20 protein-coding genes and 2 pseudogenes are annotated in these 26,094 nt (G+C 42.1%); 13 read left to right on the top strand and 9 right to left on the bottom strand.

Annotation, left to right across the window (positions count from 1 at the left end):
- Positions 1-62 precede the first annotated feature (62 nt).
- Positions 63-1,415 (bottom strand): amino acid permease, encoded by a 1,353-nt coding sequence (locus HADU_RS07580; protein ID WP_004810960.1) that lies wholly within the window; start codon positions 1,413-1,415, stop codon positions 63-65.
- A 332-nt stretch (positions 1,416-1,747) separates the two neighbouring features.
- Between HADU_RS07580 and prpF the strand changes: the two genes are divergently transcribed.
- Together prpF and HADU_RS07590 are read left to right on the top strand one after the other, a co-directional pair.
- Positions 1,748-2,947, top strand: a complete 1,200-nt coding sequence (prpF, locus tag HADU_RS07585; protein WP_004893392.1) for a 2-methylaconitate cis-trans isomerase PrpF — start codon at positions 1,748-1,750, stop codon at positions 2,945-2,947.
- A 246-nt stretch (positions 2,948-3,193) separates the two neighbouring features.
- Positions 3,194-4,102: a polyprenyl synthetase family protein gene (locus tag HADU_RS07590; protein ID WP_008304981.1), complete on the top strand. Its 909-nt coding sequence runs from the start codon at positions 3,194-3,196 to the stop codon at positions 4,100-4,102.
- Between the two features lie 64 nt (positions 4,103-4,166).
- Here HADU_RS07590 and putP read toward each other — a convergent pair whose 3' ends face one another.
- The 5 genes from putP to HADU_RS07615 all read right to left on the bottom strand — a co-directional run bounded on the left by putP (position 4,167) and on the right by HADU_RS07615 (position 8,921).
- Positions 4,167-5,657 (bottom strand): sodium/proline symporter PutP, encoded by a 1,491-nt coding sequence (gene putP, locus HADU_RS07595; protein WP_008304983.1) that lies wholly within the window; start codon positions 5,655-5,657, stop codon positions 4,167-4,169.
- 215 nt (positions 5,658-5,872) lie between these two features.
- A complete protein-coding gene (locus HADU_RS07600) occupies positions 5,873-6,727 on the bottom strand; it encodes an SPFH domain-containing protein (protein WP_004810953.1) in 855 nt (284 codons plus the stop codon).
- 23 nt (positions 6,728-6,750) lie between these two features.
- The gene (locus HADU_RS07605) at positions 6,751-7,212 is read right to left on the bottom strand and encodes an NfeD family protein (protein ID WP_004810952.1); all 462 of its coding nucleotides are present in this window, start codon (positions 7,210-7,212) and stop codon (positions 6,751-6,753) included.
- Between the two features lie 99 nt (positions 7,213-7,311).
- Positions 7,312-8,229 (bottom strand): patatin-like phospholipase family protein, encoded by a 918-nt coding sequence (locus HADU_RS07610; protein ID WP_034592511.1) that lies wholly within the window; start codon positions 8,227-8,229, stop codon positions 7,312-7,314.
- A gap of 62 nt (positions 8,230-8,291) precedes the next feature.
- Positions 8,292-8,921, bottom strand: coding sequence for a 1-acyl-sn-glycerol-3-phosphate acyltransferase (locus tag HADU_RS07615; protein WP_008304987.1), 630 nt, complete (start codon positions 8,919-8,921; stop codon positions 8,292-8,294).
- A gap of 142 nt (positions 8,922-9,063) precedes the next feature.
- On the opposite strand from HADU_RS07615, the gene HADU_RS07620 reads away from it, so the two are divergent.
- The 3 genes from HADU_RS07620 (at position 9,064) to HADU_RS07630 (ending at position 12,393) form a co-directional block, all read left to right on the top strand.
- On the top strand, positions 9,064-10,299 hold the full coding sequence (locus HADU_RS07620; protein ID WP_034592515.1) for an MFS transporter: 1,236 nt from the start codon (positions 9,064-9,066) through the stop codon (positions 10,297-10,299).
- 137 nt (positions 10,300-10,436) lie between these two features.
- On the top strand, positions 10,437-11,564 hold the full coding sequence (locus tag HADU_RS07625) for a porin (RefSeq protein WP_008304991.1): 1,128 nt from the start codon (positions 10,437-10,439) through the stop codon (positions 11,562-11,564).
- Between the two features lie 139 nt (positions 11,565-11,703).
- A complete protein-coding gene (locus tag HADU_RS07630; protein ID WP_008304993.1) occupies positions 11,704-12,393 on the top strand; it encodes an HAD family hydrolase in 690 nt (229 codons plus the stop codon).
- Here HADU_RS07630 and HADU_RS07635 read toward each other — a convergent pair.
- Positions 12,390-13,070 carry a DUF421 domain-containing protein gene (locus HADU_RS07635; protein WP_008304994.1) on the bottom strand — a complete coding sequence of 227 codons (681 nt, stop codon included), beginning with the start codon at positions 13,068-13,070 and terminating at the stop codon, positions 12,390-12,392. The genes HADU_RS07630 and HADU_RS07635 overlap by 4 nt on opposite strands.
- A 396-nt stretch (positions 13,071-13,466) precedes the next feature.
- Here HADU_RS07635 and HADU_RS07640 point away from each other — a divergent pair, with 396 nt between their 5' ends.
- The 5 genes and pseudogenes from HADU_RS07640 (at position 13,467) to HADU_RS07655 (ending at position 17,805) form a co-directional block, all read left to right on the top strand.
- Positions 13,467-14,186 (top strand): carbonic anhydrase, encoded by a 720-nt coding sequence (locus HADU_RS07640; protein WP_008304995.1) that lies wholly within the window; start codon positions 13,467-13,469, stop codon positions 14,184-14,186.
- A gap of 111 nt (positions 14,187-14,297) precedes the next feature.
- Positions 14,298-15,328: pseudogene (locus HADU_RS07645) on the top strand (molecular chaperone DnaJ).
- Positions 15,329-15,534: 206 nt separating this feature from the next.
- Positions 15,535-15,675: pseudogene (locus tag HADU_RS15260) on the top strand (DUF559 domain-containing protein); the annotation flags it as partial.
- Between the two features lie 154 nt (positions 15,676-15,829).
- Positions 15,830-16,375, top strand: a complete 546-nt coding sequence (locus HADU_RS07650) for a hypothetical protein (protein ID WP_034592513.1) — start codon at positions 15,830-15,832, stop codon at positions 16,373-16,375.
- 20 nt (positions 16,376-16,395) lie between these two features.
- Positions 16,396-17,805, top strand: a complete 1,410-nt coding sequence (locus tag HADU_RS07655) for an adenylate/guanylate cyclase domain-containing protein (RefSeq protein WP_008304999.1) — start codon at positions 16,396-16,398, stop codon at positions 17,803-17,805.
- Positions 17,806-17,876: 71 nt separating this feature from the next.
- On the opposite strand, the gene HADU_RS07660 is transcribed toward HADU_RS07655, so the two are convergent.
- The gene (locus HADU_RS07660) at positions 17,877-20,771 is read right to left on the bottom strand and encodes a valine--tRNA ligase (RefSeq protein WP_008305001.1); all 2,895 of its coding nucleotides are present in this window, start codon (positions 20,769-20,771) and stop codon (positions 17,877-17,879) included.
- A gap of 188 nt (positions 20,772-20,959) precedes the next feature.
- Here HADU_RS07660 and HADU_RS07665 point away from each other — a divergent pair, with 188 nt between their 5' ends.
- The 3 genes from HADU_RS07665 to HADU_RS07675 all read left to right on the top strand — a co-directional run bounded on the left by HADU_RS07665 (position 20,960) and on the right by HADU_RS07675 (position 23,956).
- On the top strand, positions 20,960-21,634 hold the full coding sequence (locus HADU_RS07665) for a hypothetical protein (RefSeq protein WP_008305002.1): 675 nt from the start codon (positions 20,960-20,962) through the stop codon (positions 21,632-21,634).
- A 17-nt stretch (positions 21,635-21,651) separates the two neighbouring features.
- Complete coding sequence (locus HADU_RS07670; RefSeq protein WP_008305005.1) at positions 21,652-22,458, top strand: SDR family oxidoreductase; 807 nt, start codon at positions 21,652-21,654, stop codon at positions 22,456-22,458.
- A 223-nt stretch (positions 22,459-22,681) separates the two neighbouring features.
- Positions 22,682-23,956, top strand: coding sequence for a glutaminase (locus tag HADU_RS07675; protein WP_005221199.1), 1,275 nt, complete (start codon positions 22,682-22,684; stop codon positions 23,954-23,956).
- 97 nt (positions 23,957-24,053) lie between these two features.
- Here HADU_RS07675 and dhaK read toward each other — a convergent pair whose 3' ends face one another.
- Entirely contained in the window at positions 24,054-25,784 is a 1,731-nt protein-coding gene (dhaK, locus tag HADU_RS15265) for a dihydroxyacetone kinase subunit DhaK (RefSeq protein WP_008305008.1), read from the bottom strand.
- Between the last annotated feature and the right edge of the window lie 310 nt (positions 25,785-26,094).

Below are 26,094 nucleotides of genomic sequence, written 5' to 3' on the forward strand. Positions count from 1 at the left end.
ACGAAAAAAAAAGTTATTGCCGAAGCAATAACTTTAAAAAATAGTCAATTAAAACTTTTTAATTAATTTTTGGTCTTGAGCAGTTTAAACAGGATAAACATGATCACGACCCAAATCGGAAGCATGTATACAGATTCCTGGAAGCCCTGAGTCCACATAATGTAAAGAATAGTCGCAATAAAGCCTAATACAAGTATGTTACTTGCTGGAGACCAAAGTGCTGGAAATTTGGTTTTTTCCCCAACTTTTTTCATTGCCTGAATAAACTTGAAATGTGTCAGTGAAATCATTGCCCAGTTCAAGACCAAGGCACCTACCACCACATAGATCAGATGGCTTAAAGCATCTTCTGGTACAAAGTAGTTCAACAGTACGCAGCCAAAAATCAAAGCAGCAGAGAAGAGTACTGCAGGAATTGGCGTACCTTGTTTATTTACTTTCAGGAAGAGCTTCGGTGCATTGCCTTGTTTGGCCAGACCGTAAAGCATGCGGCTATTGGCATACATACCACTGTTATATACAGACAGTGCAGCAGTTAGAATAATGAAGTTTAGCAGGTGGGCTGCCCAGTCAATACCTAGCTGACTGAAAATCATTACGAATGGACTTTTATCCAGACCGCCGAGTTCCAACTGGTTCCAAGGCACTAATGATAACAAGATGGTCAACGCACCGACATAGAAAATCAGAATACGGAAAACAACCTGGTTAATCGCTTTAGGAATGGTCTTTTCCGGATTCTCCGCTTCTGCTGCTGCCATACCAATCAGTTCAATCCCACCAAAGGCGAACATGAGGAAGGCCAGCATGAAGAATAAACCTTCAAAGCCATTTGGGAAGAAGCCACCTGCGGTCCATAAATTGCTAAAAGATGCAGTAGATGAAGCATCTGCAGTCAGGATCAGGTATAAACCAAAGACAATCATCGAGATGACGGCAGTCACTTTAATGATTGAAAGCCAGAACTCTGATTCACCATAGAATTTCACATTGCCAAGGTTGACCAGGGTAATCACAATGAAGAAAAACAGCACCGATGCCCAAGCAGGAATATGGGGCCACCAGTAGTTAATATATTTTGCGACAGCGGTAAGCTCGGTCATTGCGACCAGGATATACAAGATCCAGTAGTTCCAGCCCGCGAGGAAGCCAGGGAATTTACCCCAATATTTATAAGCAAAATGGCTGAAAGAACCTGCAACAGGTTCATGAACAATCATTTCACCCAATTGACGCATAATTAGGAAAGCAATTAAGCCACCAATGGCATAGCCCAGAATAATCGAAGGACCAGCGGATTGGATCACCTGTGCGGAACCTAAGAATAAGCCTGTGCCAATTGCACCGCCCATGGCGATCAACTGAATATGACGGTTCTTTAAGCCACGCTGAAGTTGTGAAGACTCGTTATTCAAAGTATTCAGCCCGACAATGTAAAAATAAGTTGAAAGATTGTAATTGATCAGTCAAAAGAAGCCTAGTAGAAGCCTTGAATGAAAAATTATTATCAGATTAATAAAAAATTATTATAAAAATAAATTAAATAAAAGATAAATGAATCAATATATTAATTTTATTGAATCTGATATTCCTCATCGAATACTAAAAAGACAGCCGTTGTATATGTTGTTTTTTTATACAAAGGTCTTGCAGTCAATTTATCACGATATAAATATACTATACTCAAATTCAACCTCAGTTACATTGCATTTACAAAATAAAGATCAGACAAAGGAAGATAATAACGATGAGTTTTGCCCCGCAAATCAAGATTCCAGCTACCTATATGCGTGGCGGTACCAGTAAAGGTGTATTTTTCAAGCTGGAAGATCTTCCACCTGCAGCACAACAGCCGGGCAAAATCAGAGACCAGTTACTCTTACGTGTGATTGGTAGCCCAGATCCTTATGGCAAGCAGATTGATGGGATGGGGGGAGCCAGTTCCAGTACCAGCAAAACGGTCATTCTGTCTAAAAGCCAGCAGCCTGATCATGACGTAGATTATCTGTTTGGACAGGTTGCAATTGACCGACATTTTGTCGACTGGAGTGGTAACTGCGGTAACCTGACAGCGGGTGTAGGTTCATTTGCGATTAGTAATGGTCTGGTAGATTCCTCTCGTATTCCGGAAAACGGCATCTGCACAGTACGGATCTGGCAGGTCAATATTCAGAAAACCATTATTGCCCATGTGCCAATTGTGAATGGGCAGGTACAGGAATTGGGTGATTTTGAGCTGGATGGTGTCACCTTTCCAGCGGCTGAAGTTCAGATCGAATTTCTGGACCCTGCCGATGATGATGCCGAGGGTGGAGCTATGTTTCCGACAGGTCATTTAGTCGATCAGCTGGTTGTTCCAGAATACGGTACCTTTGAAGCAACTTTGATCAATGCGGGTATTCCGACAATTTTCCTGAAAGCTGAAGACCTGGGCTATCAGGGCACAGAGCTACAGGAAGATATTAATAGTGATCCGATAGCGCTCGCTAAATTTGAAACCATTCGTGCTTATGGCGCATTAAAAATGGGGCTGATTTCAGATATTACTGAAGCAGCTCAACGTCAGCATACGCCGAAAATTGCTTTTGTATCCCAGCCTAAGGCCTATGTATCTTCAGGGGGTAAAGCGATCACCGAATTAGATACCGATGTATTGGTGCGTGCCTTATCGATGGGTAAGCTGCATCATGCCATGATGGGAACCGTCGCGGTTTCGATTGGCACTGCAGCTGCGATTCCAGGAACATTGGTAAATCTGGCAGCAGGTGGGGGGGAGCGTGAAGCAGTGCGATTTGGTCATCCATCAGGGACTTTACGCGTTGGGGCACAAGCTACTCAGGAAAATGGTGAATGGAAAGTGAAGAAAGCCATCATGAGCCGTAGTGCGCGTGTCTTGATGGAAGGCTGGGTACGTGTGCCTGCAGATGTGCTAAAAGAACACAAATGATGCCTTGAGCTTTAGTAATATAAAAACCATTGTCCGCGCAATGGTTTTTTTATATTCAGGTCAGCACCTTTAATACTCTAGACAGCTTCTTCTCATTAAAAATGATCTTGACTCTTGATAGAGCAAAATCAGCAGACGATTTCAAGCTGATAATTCAGGATATTTAGAGGTACAATGCAGGAATAAAGCGGCAAGTTCCTTATTCTTGTCATCGAAAATATATTGAACAACCGATCTGAGGCGAATGTGTCATCTACAACTGAGCTGTCAACCCATGCATTGACTCAAGCACAACATCGTATTCAACAGGACCTATTGACAGCATTAGATGCTTTTGCCATTACTGAGCCGCTGAAATCGGCTGTACACCATGCAGTGATGCTGGGTGGAAAACGTGTACGTCCAGCCTTGTGTTATGCCACAGCCGCGCTTAAACCGAATCAGAATACTGCTGCTGTGCGTCGTGCTGCAGTCGCAATCGAGTTCATTCATTGCTATTCACTAGCTCATGATGATCTGCCTTGTATGGACAATGATTTGCTGCGTCGTGGACAACCAACTTGCCATGTTGCCTTTGGTGAAGATACCGCGTTGCTTGCTGGCGATATTCTGCAATCCATGGCTTTTGAAATTTTAGGCAGCCGTCTGTTTGATCAGGGCCCTGCAGTTGAGCCAGCAATTGTATTAAAGCAGATGCAGATTCTGGCGACAGCATCTTCCAAGATGGTCAATGGTCAGGTTTTAGATCTGCAGTCTGAAGGGAAACGAATTGACCAGGAAGCATTAGAAACCATTCACCGTAATAAGACCGGTGCACTGATTAGCGCCGCGATTATGATGGCAGCGGTGACGATTTTTGAAGGTACCGATCTGGCGATTCCAAAACTGCGTGAATTTGGTCAGGCCATTGGTCTGGCTTTCCAGGTGCAGGACGATATTCTGGATATCATTTCTGATACTGAAGTATTAGGAAAAACGGCAGGCAAGGATGAACAGGTAGAGAAATCGACTTATCCTGCGCTTATGGGACTCGAGCAGGCAAAACAGTATGCTAAACAGTTGCATGATCAAGCCTTAAATGCTTTGGCTCACTTCGAAAGTCAGGCTGAAGAGTTGACTCAGATCACACAGTTCTTATTACATCGCAAAAGTTAATTTTCATAGGGATGTAGCGCATAAAAAAGAGGACATTTAGTCCTCTTTTTTATTTCAGCTCATTTTATTTGCTTTCATTGTACAGACGTTCTGCCTGTTCAAAACGGTCAGTAATTTCTTCTGTCGGCGCTTTGCCCATTAAGCTCACCACAATAATAGTGATCATTGAACAGATGAAACCTGGAATGATTTCGTACAGACCAGTGTCTGCAAACAGGTTTTTCCATAGGATCACAACAGTTGCACCCACAATCATACCGGCCAAGGCACCATTCAGGGTCATGCGTTTCCAGAACAGTGACAGGATAATCAATGGACCAAATGCAGCACCAAAACCAGCCCAAGCATAAGCAACCAGACCAAGCACTTTAGATTCCGGATTACCCGCCATCCAGATCGCAAGCAGGGCAATCAGTAGCACCATCAAACGACCGACCCAAACCAGTTCTTTCTGAGAAGCATTTTTACGCAGGAAAGATTTATAGAAGTCTTCAGTCAAAGTGCTTGAGCAGACCAGTAACTGACAGCTGAGTGTACTCATTACCGCAGCCAGAATTGCAGCCAGAACCACACCGGCAATCCATGGATTGAACAGAATTTTAGTCAGCTCCATAAATACGGTTTCAGGATTGGCATTGACCACACTTGCCAGTTCTGGATGTGCCTGGAAGTAAGCAATACCAAAGAAACCGGCTGCGACCGCACCACCCAGACACAGTATCATCCATGTCATGCCAATACGACGTGCATTCGGAATCGATTTCACCGAATCTGCTGCCATGAAACGCACCAGAATATGCGGTTGACCAAAATAACCCAGACCCCAAGCCAGTAAGGAAATAATTGCAACAAAGCTCAGATCACCCATGATATTCATGGCTTGTGGACGAGCCGCTTCAAGTGCCAAAGTGATTTGTGACATATCGGAGAAAGATAAAATAGCCACAATTGGTGTCAGCAACAAAGCAAAGATCATCAGACCCGCCTGAATCGTGTCAGTCCAGCTGACAGCCAGGAAGCCACCAATGAATACATAACTGATCGTCGCAATCGCGCTAATCCAGAGGGCAGTACTGTATGGCAGTTCAAACATGCTTTCAAACAGACGTGCACCTGCAACCATGCCTGAAGCGCAGTAAATTGCGAAGAAAATCAGGATCACGAATGCAGAAACCACACGCAGAACTTTTTTCTGGTCGTTAAAGCGGTTCGAGAAATAATCTGGCAAGGTCAAGGCATTGTGCTGTACTTCAGTATGTACACGTAAACGTCCAGCGACCAGGAGCCAGTTTAGCCAGGCACCGATGATCAGACCAATTGCAATCCACATTTCAGACAGACCTGAAAGATAAATTGCCCCGGGCAAACCCATCAGCAGCCAGCCACTCATATCGGAAGCACCAGCAGAAAGTGCAGTGACAAAACTACCTAAACGTCGGCCCCCTAAGATGTAGTCGGAAAAGTTTGTTGTCGCGCGATAAGCCATCAGGCCAATCACGATCATGGCAACAATATAAAATAGAAAGGTGATTAAGGTTGGATTTAGGGAGCTCATACGGTATCCATTTTTAAGTTGGACAGTAGATCGAAATAAGGATTATGGCAAATGTTATGGTCTTTAATCCGAAAGCCATGCAACATTAAATCCAGAAGATTTCAAAAATAAACGCGAAATTTAACCATAATTTCACAATCTTTGCTGAGATTTTCTTGATTTAAATGAAAATAGGCAGTCATTCGACTGCCTATTTGATTCATATTTCTTAACAGTTAATTGTTGCGACCCATAACGCCACGAATGGTATTCATAATATCTGCTGGCAAGACCACAGTCTTGGCATTTGGAGATTTCGCCATATCCTGCATGGCTTTTACATATTGCTCGCCAAGTAAGTAAGCCACAGGAATTTCTTTATCACCAATCGCCTGAGTCACCATATCAATAGCACGCTGTGAAGATTCAGCCAATACCACTTGTGCTTCCGCATCACGACGTGAGGCTTCAAGACGACCATCTGCTTCCAGAATGGCTGCCTGTTTTTCACCATCGGCTTTAGTTACTGTGGCACGACGTTGACGTTCAGCCGCTGCCTGTTCTTCCATCGCTGCCTGCATGGTATGCGATGGTTTGATGTCCTGGATTTCTACGGTTTTCAGGGTAATCCCCCAATCTGAAATATCATCCGAAATACTGGCTTTCAAACGTGCCTTAATATGATCACGAGATGACAAGGCATCATCCAGATCCATTTCACCGACAATCGAACGCAATGAAGTCTGAACCAGGTTCTGAATCGCCCAAGAATAGTTTTCAATCCCGTACACGGCTTTTTCAGGTGTAGTCAGGTTAATATAAGCTACGGCATTCATCAGCAAGACTGCATTATCACGGGTAATCACTTCCTGAGAAGGAATATCCAGCACGATATCTTTGGTCGTCACCTTATAAGCAACTTCATCGATATAAGGAATCACGAAGTTCAGGCCAGGATTCAGGGTAGAATGGTATTTACCCAGACGCTGTACAATCCATTTATAGCCTTGAGGAACAATTCGTACACCTTTGAAGATGGTGACGGCCACAAAGACCAGCAGGGCCAATACAATAATAGAACTTATACTCATGTCTTTTTCACCTTTTCCTTTTCTTAATTATTGCTATGTGGTTGTACCACCAGGTCATTACCGAGAATATCGACCACACGAACCCGGTCGCCAACTTGTACCGGACTAAGGGTACGACATTCCCATTCATCTGAACCGAGGACAGGGAGCGGAAAGCGGACTTTGACTTGACCGTGATCCAGATTGGTTTGAATCACCATCCCCACTTGGCCAATGGTGGCCTCACGTGACAGTCCGGCTTTGGTCTTGTCTGTAGACAGCGGTTTAATAAACTTGAACCAGGCCAGGGTACACAGCACAGAGAGAACGATCCAGGTCAGTAGCTGCGTGGTCAGTCCCATCATCGGGAACATCCAGTACAGAATACCCACCATAATGGCCCCAATACCAAACCAGAGTGCAGCAAATGCTGGCAGAATTAACTCTGACAGAATCAGGATAATGCCAAGTACAAACCAGTGCCACGGTTCAAGAACAAATTGCATAAATTAACCTATGTAATTCAAAATTAAATATTCATCATGATTTTTATCTTCACTTCAATGTAGCAGATGCAGCAGCGGATGAATACCTGCAATCCCGATTTAGAACCTGGCCTTGCGTGGTGGTTGTAATGCAGCTGGGGACTTGCTGAAATCGCTGATGGCCTTTTCAATGGCTCGGATTTTTAACTGGGCTGCCTTTTCACCTTCCAGAATCGTTTCATTACTCGATTTCAGATCCAGTGTACCAATATGTCCGACCTTCGGCTGAATGACCACGTTAGCCTGAGCCAGTTCTTCATTAATACTTTGCTGACCCATGATATTAATGGTCTGATCCAGCAGGCCAAACATGTTCATGGCTTTGTTGGCATCCGGACGCGCTGAGATATCAACTGCAATGACAATATCCGCTCCCATATCTTTGGCTGTTTTCACTGGAATTGGACTGACTAATCCACCATCGACATATTTGTTACCCCCAATCACCGCTGGCACAAAGACATTTGGAATACTGCAAGAGGCACGTACCGCCTGACCGGCATTGCCTTTGATAAAGTCAGCCTTACGGCCATTATCCAGGCGGGTAGCTACCGCAGCAAAACGGATCGGGAACTGTTCAATGGGTTTATTGGCCACGTTCTTATTTACATAATCCTGTAGCTTTTGACCGGCGATAATACCCTGACGGTTTAAGGTCAGATCACGAATATCCGCTTCTTTAAAATTAAGCGCAATTTGTTGCAGCTGATATGGAGTTTTACCGCTGGCATACAGACTGCCGACAAAACTGCCGGCACTGGTTCCAGTCACAATTTTAGGTTTAATTCCATGTGATTCAAGGACTTTAATCACGCCGATATGGGCAAAGCCTTTCGCTCCGCCACCACCCAAGGCAAGGGCAATGACAGGTTCACGGGCTTTAAGCGTCGGGGTAACAACAGGCTTCGATGGGCTTCTGTCACAGGCTGCAAGGCTTAGGCCCAAACAACCAATCATTGCATAACGAATTAATTTCATTCTAAAAATAGAGGATTAAATAAGCAAATTACGGTTATCAGAGCAAAAAAAAGACATTTTGCCTAGCGTTTTTTCACCAGTTTTTGTAAAGGCTTGGCAATCCAGTCCGGATTTTTTGCCGAGATCTTGCCTTCATAATGGCCATAGATCTGCTCCAGATCATATTCATAATCACCGGTTAAATGATATACGCCTAGGATATGAATGGTTTTAATATCATAGTCAAAAGAAAACATCACAATCGGCAGGTTGGCAGCTTTGGCAATATGATAAAAACCGCTACGGATTTTTTCCGGTGCCTTACGCGAACCTTCAGGTGCCATGCCTATCCAGATCCGATCAGTCTTGTTAATGATATCGACAATCTGTCGGGTATGTCCTTGAGGAGTATCACGTACCACCGGAACCACACCAATCCATTCCAGAATCGGTTTAAGTGGTGTACGGAATAAACTGTCCTTGCCAAAAATCGTGATCTGAATGCCGAGACCGAGCAGAGCATTAAAGCCCAACCAGGCATCAATATTAGAGGTATGCGGAGAAATGATGGCAACTGCTTTTGGAAAATTTGGAAATTCACCTTCCATTTTCCAGCCTTGAGCAAGAAAAAGCTTTTTATAAAATGTCCGGCTGAATTTACTGCCACGCCCAGGGACTAAAGCAGGCAGGTCAGGAAAGGAAGTATTTGCCATCTTATAAGACTCTTGAATTACGACAATATTCTTTGTTTTTTATTATATTATTCCTTCGTGATAATTTTTTCACTGGCAAAATATCCATGCCAGATGATGTTTTCTGGAATATTTGATCAGCCAAGGACTTTTAATGCCGGCCATGCGCAACCTCTATGTTTTGCTATTTTCCTTATACTGGGCGCAAGGTTTACCGGTGGGATTTATGACGCATGCACTTCCAGTAATTTTGCGTGCTCAAGGTGTATCTTTGACGCATATTGGGGGATTCGGCCTGCTGATGCTGCCTTGGTCAATCAAAGTCTTTTGGGCACCTCTAGTCGATCGTTATGGTTCTACAAAAGGCCATTATCGTAGCTGGATTATTCCCGCACAGTTATTGTCTGTCATCGTACTCATCATCCTGTCCTTTATACCAATTGAGGCATTAAATCAGCCAGTTTATCTGCTGGCTTTTTTTGTGGCACTGCTATTTATGAATGGCATTGGGGCGACACAGGATATTGCTACGGATGGACTCGCGGTCAATATTCTGAAAAATGACCAGCAACACTGGGGCAATACCTTTCAGGTGATGGGTTCACGTCTGGGTTTTATTGTCGGTGGGGGTGCCATCCTATGGCTTTTGGATGTCCTGCAATGGCAAACGACGTTCCTGATTTTAGCAGCTCTGGTCTTTCTGAATACTTTACCCATACTTTTATTTAAAGAGCCGCAACATGAAAACCTGAACGAGATTGCCTGGGCCCAGCAAAATAAATTCCAGTTAAAAACCTATTTTCAATATTTTCTCCAACAGCCTACTTTACGCTGGTGGCTGGCGATTCTGGTGACGTTTAAAATTGCGGATGGCCTGTCTGGACCTCTATTAAAACCGTTAATGGTAGATATGGGGCTGAGTTTTAGCCAGATCGGGGTTTACGTGACTATGTTCGGTGCATTTGCGGCGCTGATTGGAGCAGGGTTGGCTGGTTGGTGCCTGAAAATATTTTCCCGCGCCCGAACCTTGATGGCTTTCTCAATTATCAAGATTATCACTTTAATGGCGTATGCCTGGCTGGCAATGAAATACGAAGCCAAACAGTCAGTTGCACCCGTGGTGATTTACTTGATTAATGCGGCTGAAGATATGATTTCTGCCATGTTACTGGTGGTGATGCTGACTTTAGTTATGCAATACAGCCGTAAACATCTGGCGGGAACGGACTTCACATTTCAAGTAGCGATCATGGCGACGGTGAGTGGCGGGCTTTATAGCATAAGTGGAATATTAGGAGATAGATTGGGTTATCAGGATTATCTGTATAGCATCGTTTTTATTGCAATATTGTGCTTAATCCCGATAAGCGGTTGGATAAAATACCGTAAAATTGATTGAAAAATTATCTAAATCAAATGTTTGATTGAATATTAGCCTAAAGTACTAAAAAGAATATATAAATACATTTTTAATAATTTTGTAATATAAAGACGTTGTGTATGATTTGTTACAAAATAAACCAAAGGATTATTGAAATGAAAACCAAGTTAGCAACAGCAATTGCATTCAGTCTTTTGGCGGGGACAACTTTTGCGGCACCGACTTTCTATGGTGAGGTTGACGTATCTATAGATTATCTACCAGAAGATAATGCCAATGGTAATCGTGATGTTGTAGAAGTAAACAGCAATAATTCATTCCTTGGTTTAAAAGGTGATGAAAAACTGACTGATCGCTTAAGCGCGCTGTATCAAGCTGAATTCACCTTATATACCGATGATGGGCAAGGTGGGGATGGAAATGATACTTTTGTACCACGTAATATTTTCATTGGTTTAAAAGATACCCAATTAGGTACATTAAAACTGGGTAAGATCGATACTCCAGTAAAACAATTATCTTCTGTGGTAGATACATTCAATAACTATATTGATAACAAAGCTGATGTCGCGGGTATCTTTACAGGCGAAAACCGTATTGATAATGTGGTTGTATACGAGTCGCCTGCATTTACAGTAGCAGATGGTAAACTGAATGCTAATTTATTACTTGCAACTGGTGAAGCAAGTGGCGTAGCTAAATCCAACGGGGGGGCAAAGGTTGCAGGTCGTGGTCTGGGTGATGCCTTCTCTGCATCTTTAGTGTATGACAATAAGAAAGTGATCGCGGGGATTGGTTACGATAAAGCAATTCCCTCTAACTTTGCTGGTCGTGGTTTCCAAAATGCATCAGAACCAGAAGTCACTGCTGGAGTTGCAGGTAGTGCATTTGCAGCAGCAAATACAATTCGTGCGATCGGCCGTATTAACCTAGATAATAGTTTAGCACTTAAAGCACTTTATCAAACTTCTGAAGTTGATACTGTTGCGGGTAATGACGTTGCTGCTGCATCGATTGATGATCAACAAGCATGGTTGATTGGTGCTGAATATAATTTGCCAAATGCAAAAAATTGGACAGTAAAAGGTCAATATAGTCAAAGTACAACTGAATTCACTACTACTAAATCTGATTATGAAGCTCAACAAATTCTTGTGGGTGCAGACTATGCATTTAGCAAGCAGGTGAAAGCATATGGCTATGCAGGTTATTTAACTCTTGAACAAGGTTCAAATGAAACTAAACAACCAGTTCTAGGTACAGGTTTCGAATACAAATTCTAATTTAGACTTTGTATGCTGAAAAAAGGCGATGTTTTTACATCGCCTTTTTATATGGAATTTTGTATAGCTTATGAGTTTAAACCCATTAGCAGCAGGGTTTGAGCTGTTAAAGTAAACACAAAAGTTTGATGTAACTATTATGACTGTACGAGCTGTTTTATTTGACCTGGATAATACACTGACACATCGCGATTTGAGTGTACAGGCTTATAGTCGCTATCTGGCGGAGCAATATAGTCAGATGCTAAATCTAGCCGATATCACAAAAATTACCGAGATCGTACGCCGTATTGATAATGGTGGCTATCCGAAAAAAGAACTGCTGACCCATTCCACAATTGGTGGATCAGTTGCTTTTGCGCTTCTGCAAGAATTGTCTTGGCAATCTCAGCCAGCATTAGAAGAATTGAGTGATTTCTGGTTCCAGAATTTTGGCCAGTTCGCCGTCGCCATGCCGCAAGCAGAAAACTTATTGCAATCACTTAAAGCCGCAGATTATAAACTGGCGATTATTTCTAATGGTGGACATGACACCCGGATGAATATTATTAACGGGCTGGGGTTTGCTCATTATTTTGATGAAATCATGAGTTCAGGTCTGGTTGGCATCAGTAAGCCAAATCCTGAAATTTTTCAATATACTGCGCAAAAACTTGCTGTGGCTCCAGAGCATTGTCTTTATATTGGAGACCATCCTGTCAATGATATTCAAGGTGCACAGAATGCTGGTATGCAGACTTTATGGATGGAAGGATTCCATACGCCTTTACAGCAGATAGAACACAAGATCCAGAATCTGGCTCAAGTGCTGGATTATCTCAAACATTAAGTCTGACGCTGGGTATTGATGGCTTTGATCCATTTGCAATATTCACAGCGCTGGCAGATCGCATCTGGACTAGACAGCAACACCACGTTGCCGCAATGCAGACAGGCATAATAAGTATGTGGTTCAACTTTTGTAATGAGATCCTTTTGGGCTTTAGGAAATAAGGGCAAGCCATAACGGACTTCTTCGGGACTGTAAAAGAGTATGCTGAATTTACCATCGCTTTCCAGCAGTCCAGTACGAATTTGTCCCAAGTGTTCAGCACCTTGCTGGCGCATTTCGGCAAAGAATTCATCATGCGACATTTTGCCTTTGGAAATATGCTCAAGCACCATTTCACCATTTTCCACAATATAAAGTGGTTTGCCTTCGAGCAGATCTTCGAAGGACTGATATTGCATGGTCAGGTAAGTGGTAAGACGGTATAAAATAATGATGGTAGACATGACGATAAACGCCTGCAGCAAAGGCAGTGTTTCATCGAACATAGGATCGCCTGCGATCGAACCCAAAGCCAAGATAATTGCGACTTCGAAAATAGAAAGTTGACGTACCCCACGTTTACCGGTCAGGCGCAAGAATACAATGATCATGGTATACATGACCAAGCAGCGCAGCAGAATTTCGCCAATAAAGGTCCAGTCAGTGTCATGGATAAAAATCGTGAAAAAATCCATAGGCTTAGCTCATATTTCCTTAAGTGAACTGAGTGTAGCAATGAACTTGGATGCGAAGTTTAGTGATTATGTTTATACAGGTAAGATCTCGATATCATCAGTTATCAATTAGCCGATGATGAACATGAATTACCAATTTAAAAATATTATATTTTTCAATTAATAACAAAACTATAAAACTCCAACGACATTCAAGTTTGAGAATGGAATCTTTTGTGCTTGTTTCAAATTTCCGCTCTGTTTTAATAATACCCGTCTGAATTTTTAATATCATAATCATTATTGTAGATATTATTTTATTAATAAATCAGTTTCTTAATTATATCGTATGGAAAATTAATGTATGAATATTCATGCATTTTGACAAGATGATTGATAATAAGGGTGGGTGAATAGATGAAAAAGGCCATGTTATGTGCAGTTGCTTTTGGACTAATGAATACGGCATGTGCGGATGCAGACTGGGATTATAAGCATACCCATCAGTGGGGTTCACTGAGCGATAAATATGCTGCATGTAATAGCGTAAATCAGTCACCTATTAATATCGAAGGCAGCGTAAAGGCAGAACTGGAACCTTTAAAGTTCAGCTATAACACCATGATTCATGCGATCGAGAATAAAGGTCATACCGTGCAGGTGGATTTTGCTCAAGGTGGCGAATTGCAGCTGGACGGCGATACCTTTGTGCTGAAACAGTTTCATTTGCATAGCCCGAGTGAAAATCTGATCAAGGGTAAAAGCTATCCACTAGAAATTCATTTTGTGCATGCCAATACTAAAGGTGAACTTGCTGTGGTCGGCATGATGTTCGAGCAGGGTGCAGAAAGCCAGATGCTCAAACGTATGTGGAATCGTTTGCCGAAAAAACAAGGTGAAAAAGTGGTATTAAGCAAGCCGCAACCGGTGAATCAGATGCTGCCTAAAAACCTTGATTATTATCGCTTTAGCGGGTCACTGACGACACCACCATGTTCGGAAGGGGTACGCTGGCTAATTCTGAAAGATATTCAGCAGGCTTCGGCGCAACAGATTGCAGCGTTCTCCAAACTTATGGGACATCCGAATAATCGTCCGATTCAGCCCTTAAATGGACGAGTTATTGTTGAAAATTAATTGATAACTTCCTTAAGCAGACTGCGGTCTGCTTTTTTTATTTGCAGTAAATCAGCAGTCACTTAAAAGTTTTAAGGATAAAATAGCATTTATTTGCTTTGCCTGTTTGCCATGTCTTTTGATTTGAAAACCACTGTTCAGCCCGATGCCGATCTTACTCCGCAGCAGAGAAAGCTGAACCGTCTGATTGATAAAATTGAACAGCAGCAGCTTGAACTGAAGCAGTGGCAGCAGGCGCAGGAACAGATTCAGCAATATACCCGTCAAACCTTGATGCCGGTCTATCATGAGTTACATACAGTGCTGTTTCAGCAACTGGAACAGTTATGGAAGCATTTGCATGAGGCAGAATTTTCCAAGGCCGAGGCGACGCAGCTAGATGTTAAAATCCAGTATCTTGCGGCTTATTTAACCGACTCCCAATCTTTATCAAAACAACAGGCCGAAATTGTTGATGAGATTTATAATTACTATCAACAGCATATTGAACATAGCCAAGCCAGAAAAAATAAAAAGCAAAGCGTAAAGGATGTTGAGCTGTTCTTTGCTGATGACGATATTTCGGATCAGGCAGCACCTGAAGATTTTGAAGAATGGGATAGCGAAAAGTATAGTCAGGCACGAGAGCAGGCCAAGCTCAAACGTCAACAGGAAAAACTGGAACAGGCGGCGAAGTTGGCAGAGCAGTCTTTAAAAACAGTGTATTTAAAAATTGCGGCAACCATTCACCCGGATCGTGAACCGGATGAAGCCAAGAAAGTAGAAAAGACTGAGTTACTACAATGCGCGAATGAGGCCTATGCGGCGCAGGATTTATTTTATTTACTGAAATTGCAAATCCAGATTGAGCAAAATCGGGGTGTTTCACAAAAGGGTTTAAGTTCCGAGCAGCTAAAGTTTTATCAACTGGCTTTGGATATGCAAAGCCAGAAACTGGATGAGCAAATAGAAGAAATTATTCAATTGTTGAGCTGGAATAAAAAAGGCCATATAGGCAAGGTGAAAATTACCGATTTATATAAGCAGGTGGATGCAGATACTTCAGCGCTGAAAAAAGCAGTTAAAAAGGGGAGAAAGAACGGTTGAAGTATATGAAGAAGGTAAGTGGGGTGGAGATGTTGATGGAGCATCAAGTTCTTTAGTTTCCCTCACCCCTTGCGAAGCCGTGCTTCTCATCCCAAGGGGAGAAGGAGCTGTATGTGATTTTATAATTTCATCCAATCCAAAATGAAAGTTCCCTCTCCTGAGCAAGTTTTAAAGCACTGCTTTAAAACGAAGCGCAAGTGAGGGTTAGGGAGAGGTTATGAAAATCTGTTATCCTCCCGCAAAATAATAAAAACAAAATCCCATGAACAAAAAACTCGATCCCCAACTACTTATCTTTGCCAAATCCATGCACCACACCGCCACTGATGCTGAAAATCTCATGTGGCAAATACTCCGTGCCAAGCGATTTATGAATTTTAAATTTCGACGTCAGTATGTGATTTTAAATATTAATTCATATCCATTATTTTAGGAGATTGACTTATAATTATGCTAAATTAAAAGGTGTGAGAAATTTATTTAAGTTTTTGAATACTAAAACCTTTTTTTAATTGAAATGTGTTCAAATTTATATGATAACTAAGTTGGGGTGGGCGATGGATAAAATTGAATTTTACTTTAAAGTATTAGCGAGATATGACCTTTATGTACAACTTGCTAATACGAAGGCTTCAAACCAAATAACATTCTTATCAAGTATTTTAGTTGCTATAACTGCTCTGGTTGGTTGGGGAATTTCCTTTACTAACATGGATATTTTAGGCTGTATGACTATAGTTTTATATGGGTTTTTTTTATACTGCTGCGGTGAGTGGTATATGCATTGTATGAATGTAATACAACCAAACAGGAAAAGAAGCAAAAGTGATAGTAATAGTGATGTGAAAATTGACGAAGATGAACTTTCAACTATTTTCTATAGTGACGTGGCAAAATTCAAAGATTTACAAAGCATCAAAGACAAAGTTGAGGCAAAAGACGAACAGAGTCATTTAGATGATCTAATTAATCAAGTTTATATAATGGCGAGTGTTACCGAAAAAAAATTTGATGATTATCAAAAAATTCAGCCTTGGTTAATAAGTGCAGTTGTAATAAGCATATTCATTCTGTTGTTAACGTGTATATCTAAGATCAATTAAATAATATTAGAGTCTAAAAGATGAGTTTTAAATTTTCAAAAAATGATTTTGATAACTATGTAAATCAAGGGATTAAGAAGAAAGACCTAATTCTGGACTCTATCAAAGGTGAATCAGCTATTGGCTTAGATTCACAGTATAAGAGTACAGGCAGGCTGAGTGAAAGTAATGAAGGGCTAGTTTTGACAATTAACGAGCCTCAGCAATATCAGTTACAATCACAAATTAGAGAGGCATTTGGCCGTTCTAACACTATAAATACAAGAGGGATTGCTGACCATCAAGATTTTAGCGAGCTAATACATGGTGGTCAGATGAACCACTTTATTACAACAATATTTGTTGATATTAAAGGTTCAACAAGTTTGTCATTGAAATACCCTGATGATCTAGAATTTATATATAAGTTTAAGAATGCTGTAATTAAGAGTTGTATTGAAGTTATTCATGCCTTTGATGGGTGCGTACATCGAATTATGGGTGATGCAGTATTAGGTTTTTTTGGGTCATCAGAGATTGATAGACCTCAATCGATTTTGGACTGCTTGAATGCTGCTGCAATGCTTACAGTAGTATTAGAGCATACAATTAAGCCATGGCTTCAAGAACAAAAAAGTGATTTTAATGTTCTAGATTTCGGTTTTCGAGTTGGTTGTAATTTCGGTAATGATGATGAAGTTTTATGGGGTAACTACGGCTTTGGTCAAATTGGAGAGATTTCCCCTACTGGATTACCTGTTGATCTTGCGGCTAAATTACAGAGTTTAGCTAGCAAAAATCAAATTATGATGGGACAAGGATTATTAGAGTTTTTTAACTTTCCGAACGATTTCTGTAAGATTAAAACAGTAATTAGGAATGGAGAAACTATTGAAAAAGAGTTTATTTATCCTAATTATAAGAAGGCTGACGGTACTGATTTGAATTATATTATGAGATCGTTAAAAACACATAAATATATATTAGGATTGCCATTGCCACTTGATTTAAAACAAATGATATCAGTAAATGTTAATGCTGATGAAAAAGTAATACCTAATAATAATTTTAAATTAAAAGCAGAAGTGACAAGTCCTAACGGAAATATTGAAAATTATTATTCTAATTCTAGAGTAATTAGAAAAGATTCAAAGATTAAAGCTATATTAAGTGGTGAAAATATTAGATTGCTTCAGAGATATAAAGTTATTTTCTATAAGAAAAATCATTCAGGATTTAATGATGAAGAGATTTTAAAAACGTATCTTCAAGAAGAAATAGACGATAATGATATTGATGTTGGACAAGCTCAAAGTATTTCAACTTTTTTTAAAGTTGGAGAGTTCCAACGAGATTGTAATTTCAAAGGTTTACACTATATTAAGTGTGAAGTAAAGGATACTAGTGGTAGTGTAATATTTAGAGATTATATTTACGTACCAATAGAATAGTAAAATCTTATAAATTGTATTATATCAAAATCCCCTCACTAAGAGGGGATTTTTAAAATCAAACTACAGCATTAAAGCGCCGCAATCTGCTCCATATTCGCTTTAATCTTCGCTAATTGGTCAGCAAACTCAGCAAGTTTTACTTTCTCGCCTTCAACCACAGCAGCAGGTGCTTTCGCCACAAAACCTTCATTAGAAAGTTTAGTTGCAATCTGGTCATGCTGTTTTTGAACCTTGTCTAAGTCTTTTTGTAGACGACCCAATTCCGCTTTAGGGTCAATTAAACCCTTCATTGGAACGAATACAGAAACATGACCAACAACACTTGATGAAGACAATGGCGGTTGTTCAGCATCAGCCAAGAAGGTAATACTTTCAACTTTTGCCAATGCTTTAAACAATGGTTCAATACGTGCGATTTGCGCTTTTTCCGCATCAGTTGTATTTTGCAGAAGAACAGGCAACAAACGCGCATTACCTAGACCCATCTCACCACGGATGTTACGTACCGCACCAATCAAACCTTGTAGCCATTGCATATCTGCTTCAGCCTGGTCATTAATCAACGCTTGCTCAGCAACAGGGTATGGCGCCAACATAATGGTTTCGCCAGTGATGCCGAGTTTAGGTGCAAGTGTTTGCCAGATTTCTTCTGTAAGGTACGGCATTAACGGATGTGCCAAACGTAACGATGCTTCCATCACAGAAAGAAGAACACGACGTACTTCAGCTTTACGCTCTTCAGACACATTTTCATCGTTCAGAACCGGTTTGGTTAATTCAACATACCAGTCACAGTATTCATTCCAAATGAACTCGTAAATCGCTTGCGCAGCCAAGTCTAAACGGTAGGTTGCAAATGCTGTTTGCACCGCTTGTTCCGCTTTTTGCAGACGGCTTACGATCCATTGTTCAGGCAATTCCCAAAGGTCTTGACGTGCTTCTGAACCAATCGTTTGACCTTCGACATTCATCATCACGAAACGCGTTGCGTTCCAAATTTTGTTGGCAAAGTTACGGTAGCCTTCAACACGTTTCATGTCGAACTTAATGTCACGACCAGTGTTGGCAAGCGCACAGAATGTGAAACGAACCGCATCAGTACCGTAAGATTGAATCCCTTCAGGGAATTCCTTACGGGTTGATTTTTCAATCTTCGCCGCTTGTTTTGGATTCATCAAACCTGTGGTACGTTTTTGTACCAGTGTTTCAAGATCCACACCGTCAATCAGGTCTAATGGGTCAAGCACGTTACCCTTCGATTTAGACATCTTCTGACCTTCACCATCACGTACCAAACCATGTACATACACAGTTTTGAACGGTACTTGTGGCGTACCATCTTCATTTTTCATGAAGTGCATCGTAAGCATGATCATACGAGCAACCCAGAAGAAGATGATGTCAAAACCTGTCACCAATACATCAGTCGGGTGGAAGGTATTTAAGAAATAGTTTTCTTTATCTTTCGCTTCGTCACCTGTCCAACCTAAAGTTGAGAATGTCCAAAGACCTGATGAGAACCATGTATCTAACACGTCTTCGTCTTGGTTCAATTGAACATCGGCAGGAATGTTATTTTTCGCACGTACTTCAGTTTCGTCACGACCAACGTATACATTGCCGTCCGCATCGTACCAAGCAGGGATACGGTGCCCCCACCACAATTGACGTGAGATACACCAGTCTTGAATGTTGTTCATCCAAGCCATGTACATGTTGCTGTATTGCTCAGGTACAAACTTGATACGACCGTCTTGAACCGCTTCAATGGCAGGTTTCGCAAGTGGCGCGATCTTCACATACCATTGGTCTGTCAATAACGGCTCAACGATTACGCCAGAACGGTCACCGCGAGGTGGTTTAAGCGTATATGGTTGGATCTGGTCTAACCAGCCTTCAGCTTCTGCTTGTTCAACTAACTTTTTACGTGCTTCAAAACGTTCTAAGCCAACGTATTCGCTAGGCGCAGGAATAGTTTTAGAGATTTGCTCCCCGGCTTTGGCGATGTATTCAAACTCAGCCAACACTTCAGCATTTTTGTTGAAGATGTTGATGATTGGCAATTCGCAACGTTTACCTACTTCATAGTCGTTAAAGTCATGCGCAGGAGTGATTTTTACACAGCCTGTACCGAATTCTTTGTCGACATATTCATCTTTAACGATTGGAACAGCACGACCTGTGATTGGCAGAATGATGTTTTGTCCGACCAAGTGTGCATAACGTTCATCATCAAGCGCAACCGCAACCGCCGTATCACCGAGCAAAGTTTCAGGACGAGTCGTTGCCACAACGATATGATCTTTACCATCGTGCGTACGAAGTGACTTGTCTTCAAAGAAATATTTGAAGTGCCAAAGTGAACCTGCTTCTTCTTTATCAGACTCAACTTCTAAATCAGAAAGCGCAGTTTGAAGTTTAGGATCCCAGTTCACCAGACGTTTACCACGGTAAATCAGACCTTCTTCATGCAGTTTAACGAACACTTCTTTCACTGCGTTAGATAGACCTTCATCCATGGTGAAGCGTTCACGTGACCAGTCAACTGAAGAACCTAGGCGACGGATTTGACGGGTAATGTTACCGCCAGATTGTTCTTTCCATTCCCATACTTTTTCGATGAACTTTTCACGCCCTAGGTCATGACGGCTGATGCCTTGCGCACCCAACTGACGCTCTACCACCATTTGCGTTGCAATACCTGCGTGGTCAGTACCCGGTTGCCATAAAGTATTTTTACCCGACATACGGTTGTAGCGCGTCAACGCATCCATGATGGCATTGTTAAAACCATGACCCATGTGCAAGCTACCGGTGACGTTTGGTGGCGGAATCATGATACAGAAAGACTCGCCTTTTTCAGACGGCTTGAAGTAACCGCGCTCCTCCCAGGTTTGGTACCATTTTTTCTCGATCTCGGTCGGATCGTAAGTTGTAGCAATATTTTGCGCTGAATCAGTCATAGTTCGAACAGATCAAAAGTGGATAAAAAATTGCATCTATTGTAGCAAAAAAAATGGCGGCTGCGGCAGCTTAACCAAAAGCAAACTTTAAGCAATTGGCAGTAAGCTGAACTCATCGTATGATAGCAACAGCGCCAGACAACTCATCACAAAATTTAAATAACAAGATGAATATTAAGGATAAGAAGATGAGCTATAACATTTCCCTGAAAATACAGCCAGAAACTCACTATCGTTTCCGCGATATTCATTCCCGTCTTAATAGTGGTGATCAAACCAGTCTGTCCAAAGCCTTGGGTGAAAACCTCACGGATATTGCCTGTGAAATTATTGATCAGGTCTTTGGCCGCCTTGCGCGTCTTTCAAATTCTGCGGATCGCGAGTCTGAAAAAGTCGTTCAGCAAATTGTTGAGACCACACGTAAATATATGCCATGGTCAGTGTCATTTTTTGGCAATGAACGGCTGATTCCAATGGTGAATTATCTTTATGAAATGACCCATGAAATTGAAGGCGATTATTACGTGCGTTATCCCATTCAGAAGACACTGGCGATCGAATTACTCGGCTATGTAAAAGAAATGGAAAGTGGCAATCATCACTGTGTTTCACCTGCCTTAAAGACTTTTATTGAAGTGGTGGATCAGGGGGTTACCCATCTGGTACGTCAACCCAAAAACATGCTGAAGTTCAATATGGTGGTTGATAAAACCCTGAATGGTGTGATTAATTTAACTACGCAGCTCGGTTATAAGCGTTTTGACAAGTTGGGAAGCCTGTATGATGCACCGACTATCAGTCATTACTTCGAGCATTTTTTAGCGTTTTTAGAAGATGAAGTAAAACAGACATCGGATATTTAAAAGAGATAGAGGGATCAATGGCAAAGCTGGAAAGTTTAAATGGAAAAGTGGTCTGGATTACCGGAGCATCTTCAGGGATTGGTAAGGCAGTCGCGCAGGAATGTGCGTCACAGGGAGCGCAGGTAGTTTTAACGGCACGCCGTTTTGAAGAACTGGAAAAAGTCCGTGCAGGACTGGTGAAACCTGATCAACACATCTCAGTCGTAGCTGATATTACTGATGAAAGTCAGGTACGTACGGCTTATGAACAGGTGCTGAGTGAAAAGGGACGTATCGACTGGCTGATCAATAATGCCGGTTTAAGTCAGCGTGCCCTGATTGCCGACACCACCATGCAGACTGAACGCGCCATTATGGAAGTCGATTATTTCTCGCAGGTGTTTTTGACCAAAACGGTTTTACCGACGTTTTTAAAACAGCAGTCTGGACGTATTGTATTTATTTCCAGTGTGGCAGGTTTGCTGGGGACACAATATCGCGCATCTTATTCCGCTGCTAAAGGTGCAATACATATGTGGGCGAACAGCCTGCGTGCTGAAGTGTCGGATCAGGGTATTCAGGTCTCGGTGATTTTCCCGGGCTTTGTCAAAACCAATGTCTCTTTTAATGCCCTAAATGGTGAAGGCAAACCGCAAGCCAAGCAGGACGAAGCGATTGAAAATGGTTTAGAGGCTGATGATTTTGCTAAACAGACGGTGAGGGCGTTACAGCAGGGCGAGGAATACATTGTGGTTGGTGGCAAGAAAGAAAAACTGGGCGTACTGGTTTCCCGTATTTCACCCAAAGTTCTGTACAAGATGATCCGTAAAACCAAAGTAAAATAAATCATCCAGATTAAAAAAGGGCAGGAGTGCCTTTTTTTATGTCTCTTAAAACATCAATAAAAATAACCATACTTAAAAATGCAATTCATTTCTGGAGGATTGCCTTTACAGGGAATGCAGCCGATAACATGGATATGCAGAAAATTACCTTTTCACTCTGGTACTTAAGCCAAAAGCCGGTATGTTAATTAAAAATAACAGCCAACTGGAATAAGCTCATTCGATGAAAACACCGGTGCCAGACTACCTCAAGCATGTTTTAACTTCCTGCCGTGACAATGAAAAAGGTGCCCTGGCAGATTATATTCCTGAGCTGGCAGCAGTAGACCCGGATAAGTTCGCTTTGGCACTCTCTACCGTAGATGGCACGATCTATTCAACCGGTGATGACGAAGTTGAGTTCACCATGCAGTCTATGTCCAAGCCTTTTGCCTATGCCTTGGCTTTGCAGAAAGTCGGCTTGACCAAGGTCATGGAAAAAGTAGGCGTGGAGCCTTCGGGTGAGGCCTTTAACCAGATTTCACTGGAGAAGGATTCCAATATTCCAAAAAATCCGATGATCAATTCGGGTGCAATTACCACCCATTCTCTGATTCCCTATAAACGGACGGTGTCCCGTGCAGAGCAATTGCGCCGTTTTTTAAGTGGTTTGGCTGGGCGTGAACTGAGTTTTGATACAGATGTGTATACCTCCGAACTGAAAACAGCGTTTCGTAACAGATCCTTGGGCTATATGCTGCGTACCGTCGGGGTGCTGGAAGAAGATCCAGAAGCGATTGTTAATGGCTATATCAAGCAGTGTTCAATCAAGGTGACGGTCAAAGACCTGGCGATGATCGCCGGGGTACTCGCCAACGGGGGAATTCAGCCACAAACTGGTAAAAAATTGCTGGACCGTTCTGTAGTGCGGCAAGTCCTGAGTGTGATGCTCACTTGCGGCATGTATGATGCTGCCGGTGACTGGCTGACCAGCGTGGGTATTCCGGCCAAAAGTGGGGTTGCAGGCGGTATTATCGGCGTGTTACCTGGACAGGTGGGTATCGCCGTGTTTTCTCCGAAAATTGATGAGCATGGACATAGTGTACGTGGCGTCGATATTTTTGAACGTATGTCCCGGGAAATGGGTCTACATTTGATGGAAGGGACACCATCGGCACAAACTATTTTGCAAAGTCGTTATCTCACCGGTAAACGTGATCATGTGGTGGTGTATGAACTACGTGGCGTATTGCAGTTTACTGAATCGGAAATGCTGTTGCGTATTTTGGAAGATGAACCGGAAGGCAAAAAACGAATTGTGTTGGATCTGACCAATTTGACCTTAATTCATAATGTCGGTGCCCGGATGTTATTTGAAGGTGTGGCCCGTTTGAAGAAGGATGGCCATCCAGTCGTGGTGGTTGACTCGGAAGGAATTTTAAGTGAAGCCCAGATGAAGGGAAATAAAAGGGTCGTGGTCAAAGAAAAACTGACCAAGTATCTGGAAAAATTTCAATAAATATTTTTCTGTCATCTTGATTGAAAGTAAGGTTTATCATCCTCGCCAGGAAATTAAAAAGTCTCGAGAGTTCGAGGCTTTTTAATTCATGAAAATCTTATTTAATATGTTCAGCAATATCGCTAAAGATCACACCTAACCCATGTGCACCTGCATCAGGATAGCCTAAACTACGATCCCCGACCGTACCGGCACGACCCATACGCGCCACGATGTCTTTGGTAGATTCTGCACCTTTTACAGCCGCCGCTGCACCCAAGACAAAGTTTTCTTTAAACGTCTTGTCGGTATTGGCTGACCAGGAATCTGCACATGGCACTAAGGCATCAATCAGGGTTTTGTCACCCACCACAGCGCCACGACCAAATGAACGCTCACCAGTAGTTTGAATACCTTTCACTGCCGCTTGTAGCATCTCGGCAAAATCTGCCACAGTTAATATCGTTTTACCTTGAATGGCTTTACTTGCTGCACGGAAAGCAGAACCCCAAATAGGCCCTGATGCACCGCCACAGTGTTCCATAATAATCATGGAACTGTTTAGCAAGAATTCATCCATGTGCGGTGCTTGAATCAGGCTTTGCCATTCACGTTTCAGTTGTTTAAAGCCTTTGGCCACACTCATACCAAAATCACCGTCACCTGCATGCGCATCCAGCTCGCAGAATGGCACTTCATTTTTGATAATACAGGCCGCCATCACGTCGACAACATAACGCATGTTTTCAATCGTGAATTGCTCATTCTGAATTTCAGCATGTTCAGCTTGGGTTTCAACTTCGGTATTGGCGGTTTGTTTTGCGGCTGCGTCTTGTGCTGCAAATTCAAATGGTAGAGCAGGCGAGCCATCCAGCTTAAAGGCAGGGGTGTTGGCTTCAGCATCTAAGTAGCCTTTTAGCTCATCATCTACCGCAAGAAGTGATACTGATGCACCGTTCATGTCGATACTGGTCATATAATTGCCAACGAATGTACGGTAAATCTTGATGCCTTTGCGCGCCAAATGTTCGCACACATCGTTATTAAAGACATACAGCTCTTGCATTGGTGTTGAACCAAAGCCGTTCACTAGAACAGCAACTTCAGTCAGATCAGGGCGATCGAGGAACAAGTCATCGATAATACGTTGTGCCAGTTCTTTGGATGGCAGGATTTTTTCACGGCGGATACCCGGTTCGCCGTGGATGCCGACGCCGTATTCCATTTCATCATTCGCTAAGGTGAAGGTGGGCGTGCCTTTGGCAGGAACAGTACATGAAGTGTAGGCGAAACCAAGACTAATCACGTTATCCGCTGCTTTTTGAGCCACAGCTTTGACTTCCGCAAGCTCTAAACCTTTTGATGCTGCTGCACCTGCAATTTTATGTACAAATACAGTACCCGCCACGCCCCGACGGCCGACCGTGTAGAGGCTGTCCTTGACTGCAATATCATCTGCTACTTTTACATAATCGACTTTAATGCCATCTTCGATAGCTAAAGCTGCGCCATTCTGGAAATTCATCATATCGCCAGAATAGTTTTTAATAATCATTAGGACGCCTTTGTCAGTCGCGACTTGCTGCAAGGCTTTATAGACCTGAATTTGTGAAGGAGAGGCGAACACGTCACCACATACGGCAGCGTCCAGCATGCCTTGGCCGACAAAGCCCGCATGAGCAGGTTCATGACCGCTACCACCACCACTGATCAGGGCGACATTTTGGTGTTTTTCTTTTCTGGAAATAATTTTATAAGCTTCATTAAATGCCAGTTCTGGATGTGCCAGGACAAAGCCTTTGCACATTTCGACAACGATGTTTTCAGCACCGTTCATGAGTTTCTTCATTAGAACACCAATAGTCATTGATTTGGGAGATAAATTTATTGGTCTATTATTCATGAAAGTGATGATTTTTGCTGACTTATAAATGTAATAACGAACAATTTTAGAATGATGGGTTAGAAAAGGGGCGGTTTTGATTTATTAAATTACCTCTCCCTAACCCTCTCCTAAAAGGAGAGGGAACTTCCGTTATAAGTAGGAAATCACAAGACACTCCCTTTACTTATGGGAAAGGGCTTGGGGTTAATTAAGCTAAGTCTTTATTTGACTTATTATTGAGAAATTAATTTTCTGTTTCTGTTTCTGTTTCTGT

It is taken from the genome of Acinetobacter sp. HA (assembly GCF_000264725.1).
In the GTDB taxonomy this organism is placed as follows: domain Bacteria; phylum Pseudomonadota; class Gammaproteobacteria; order Pseudomonadales; family Moraxellaceae; genus Acinetobacter; species Acinetobacter schindleri.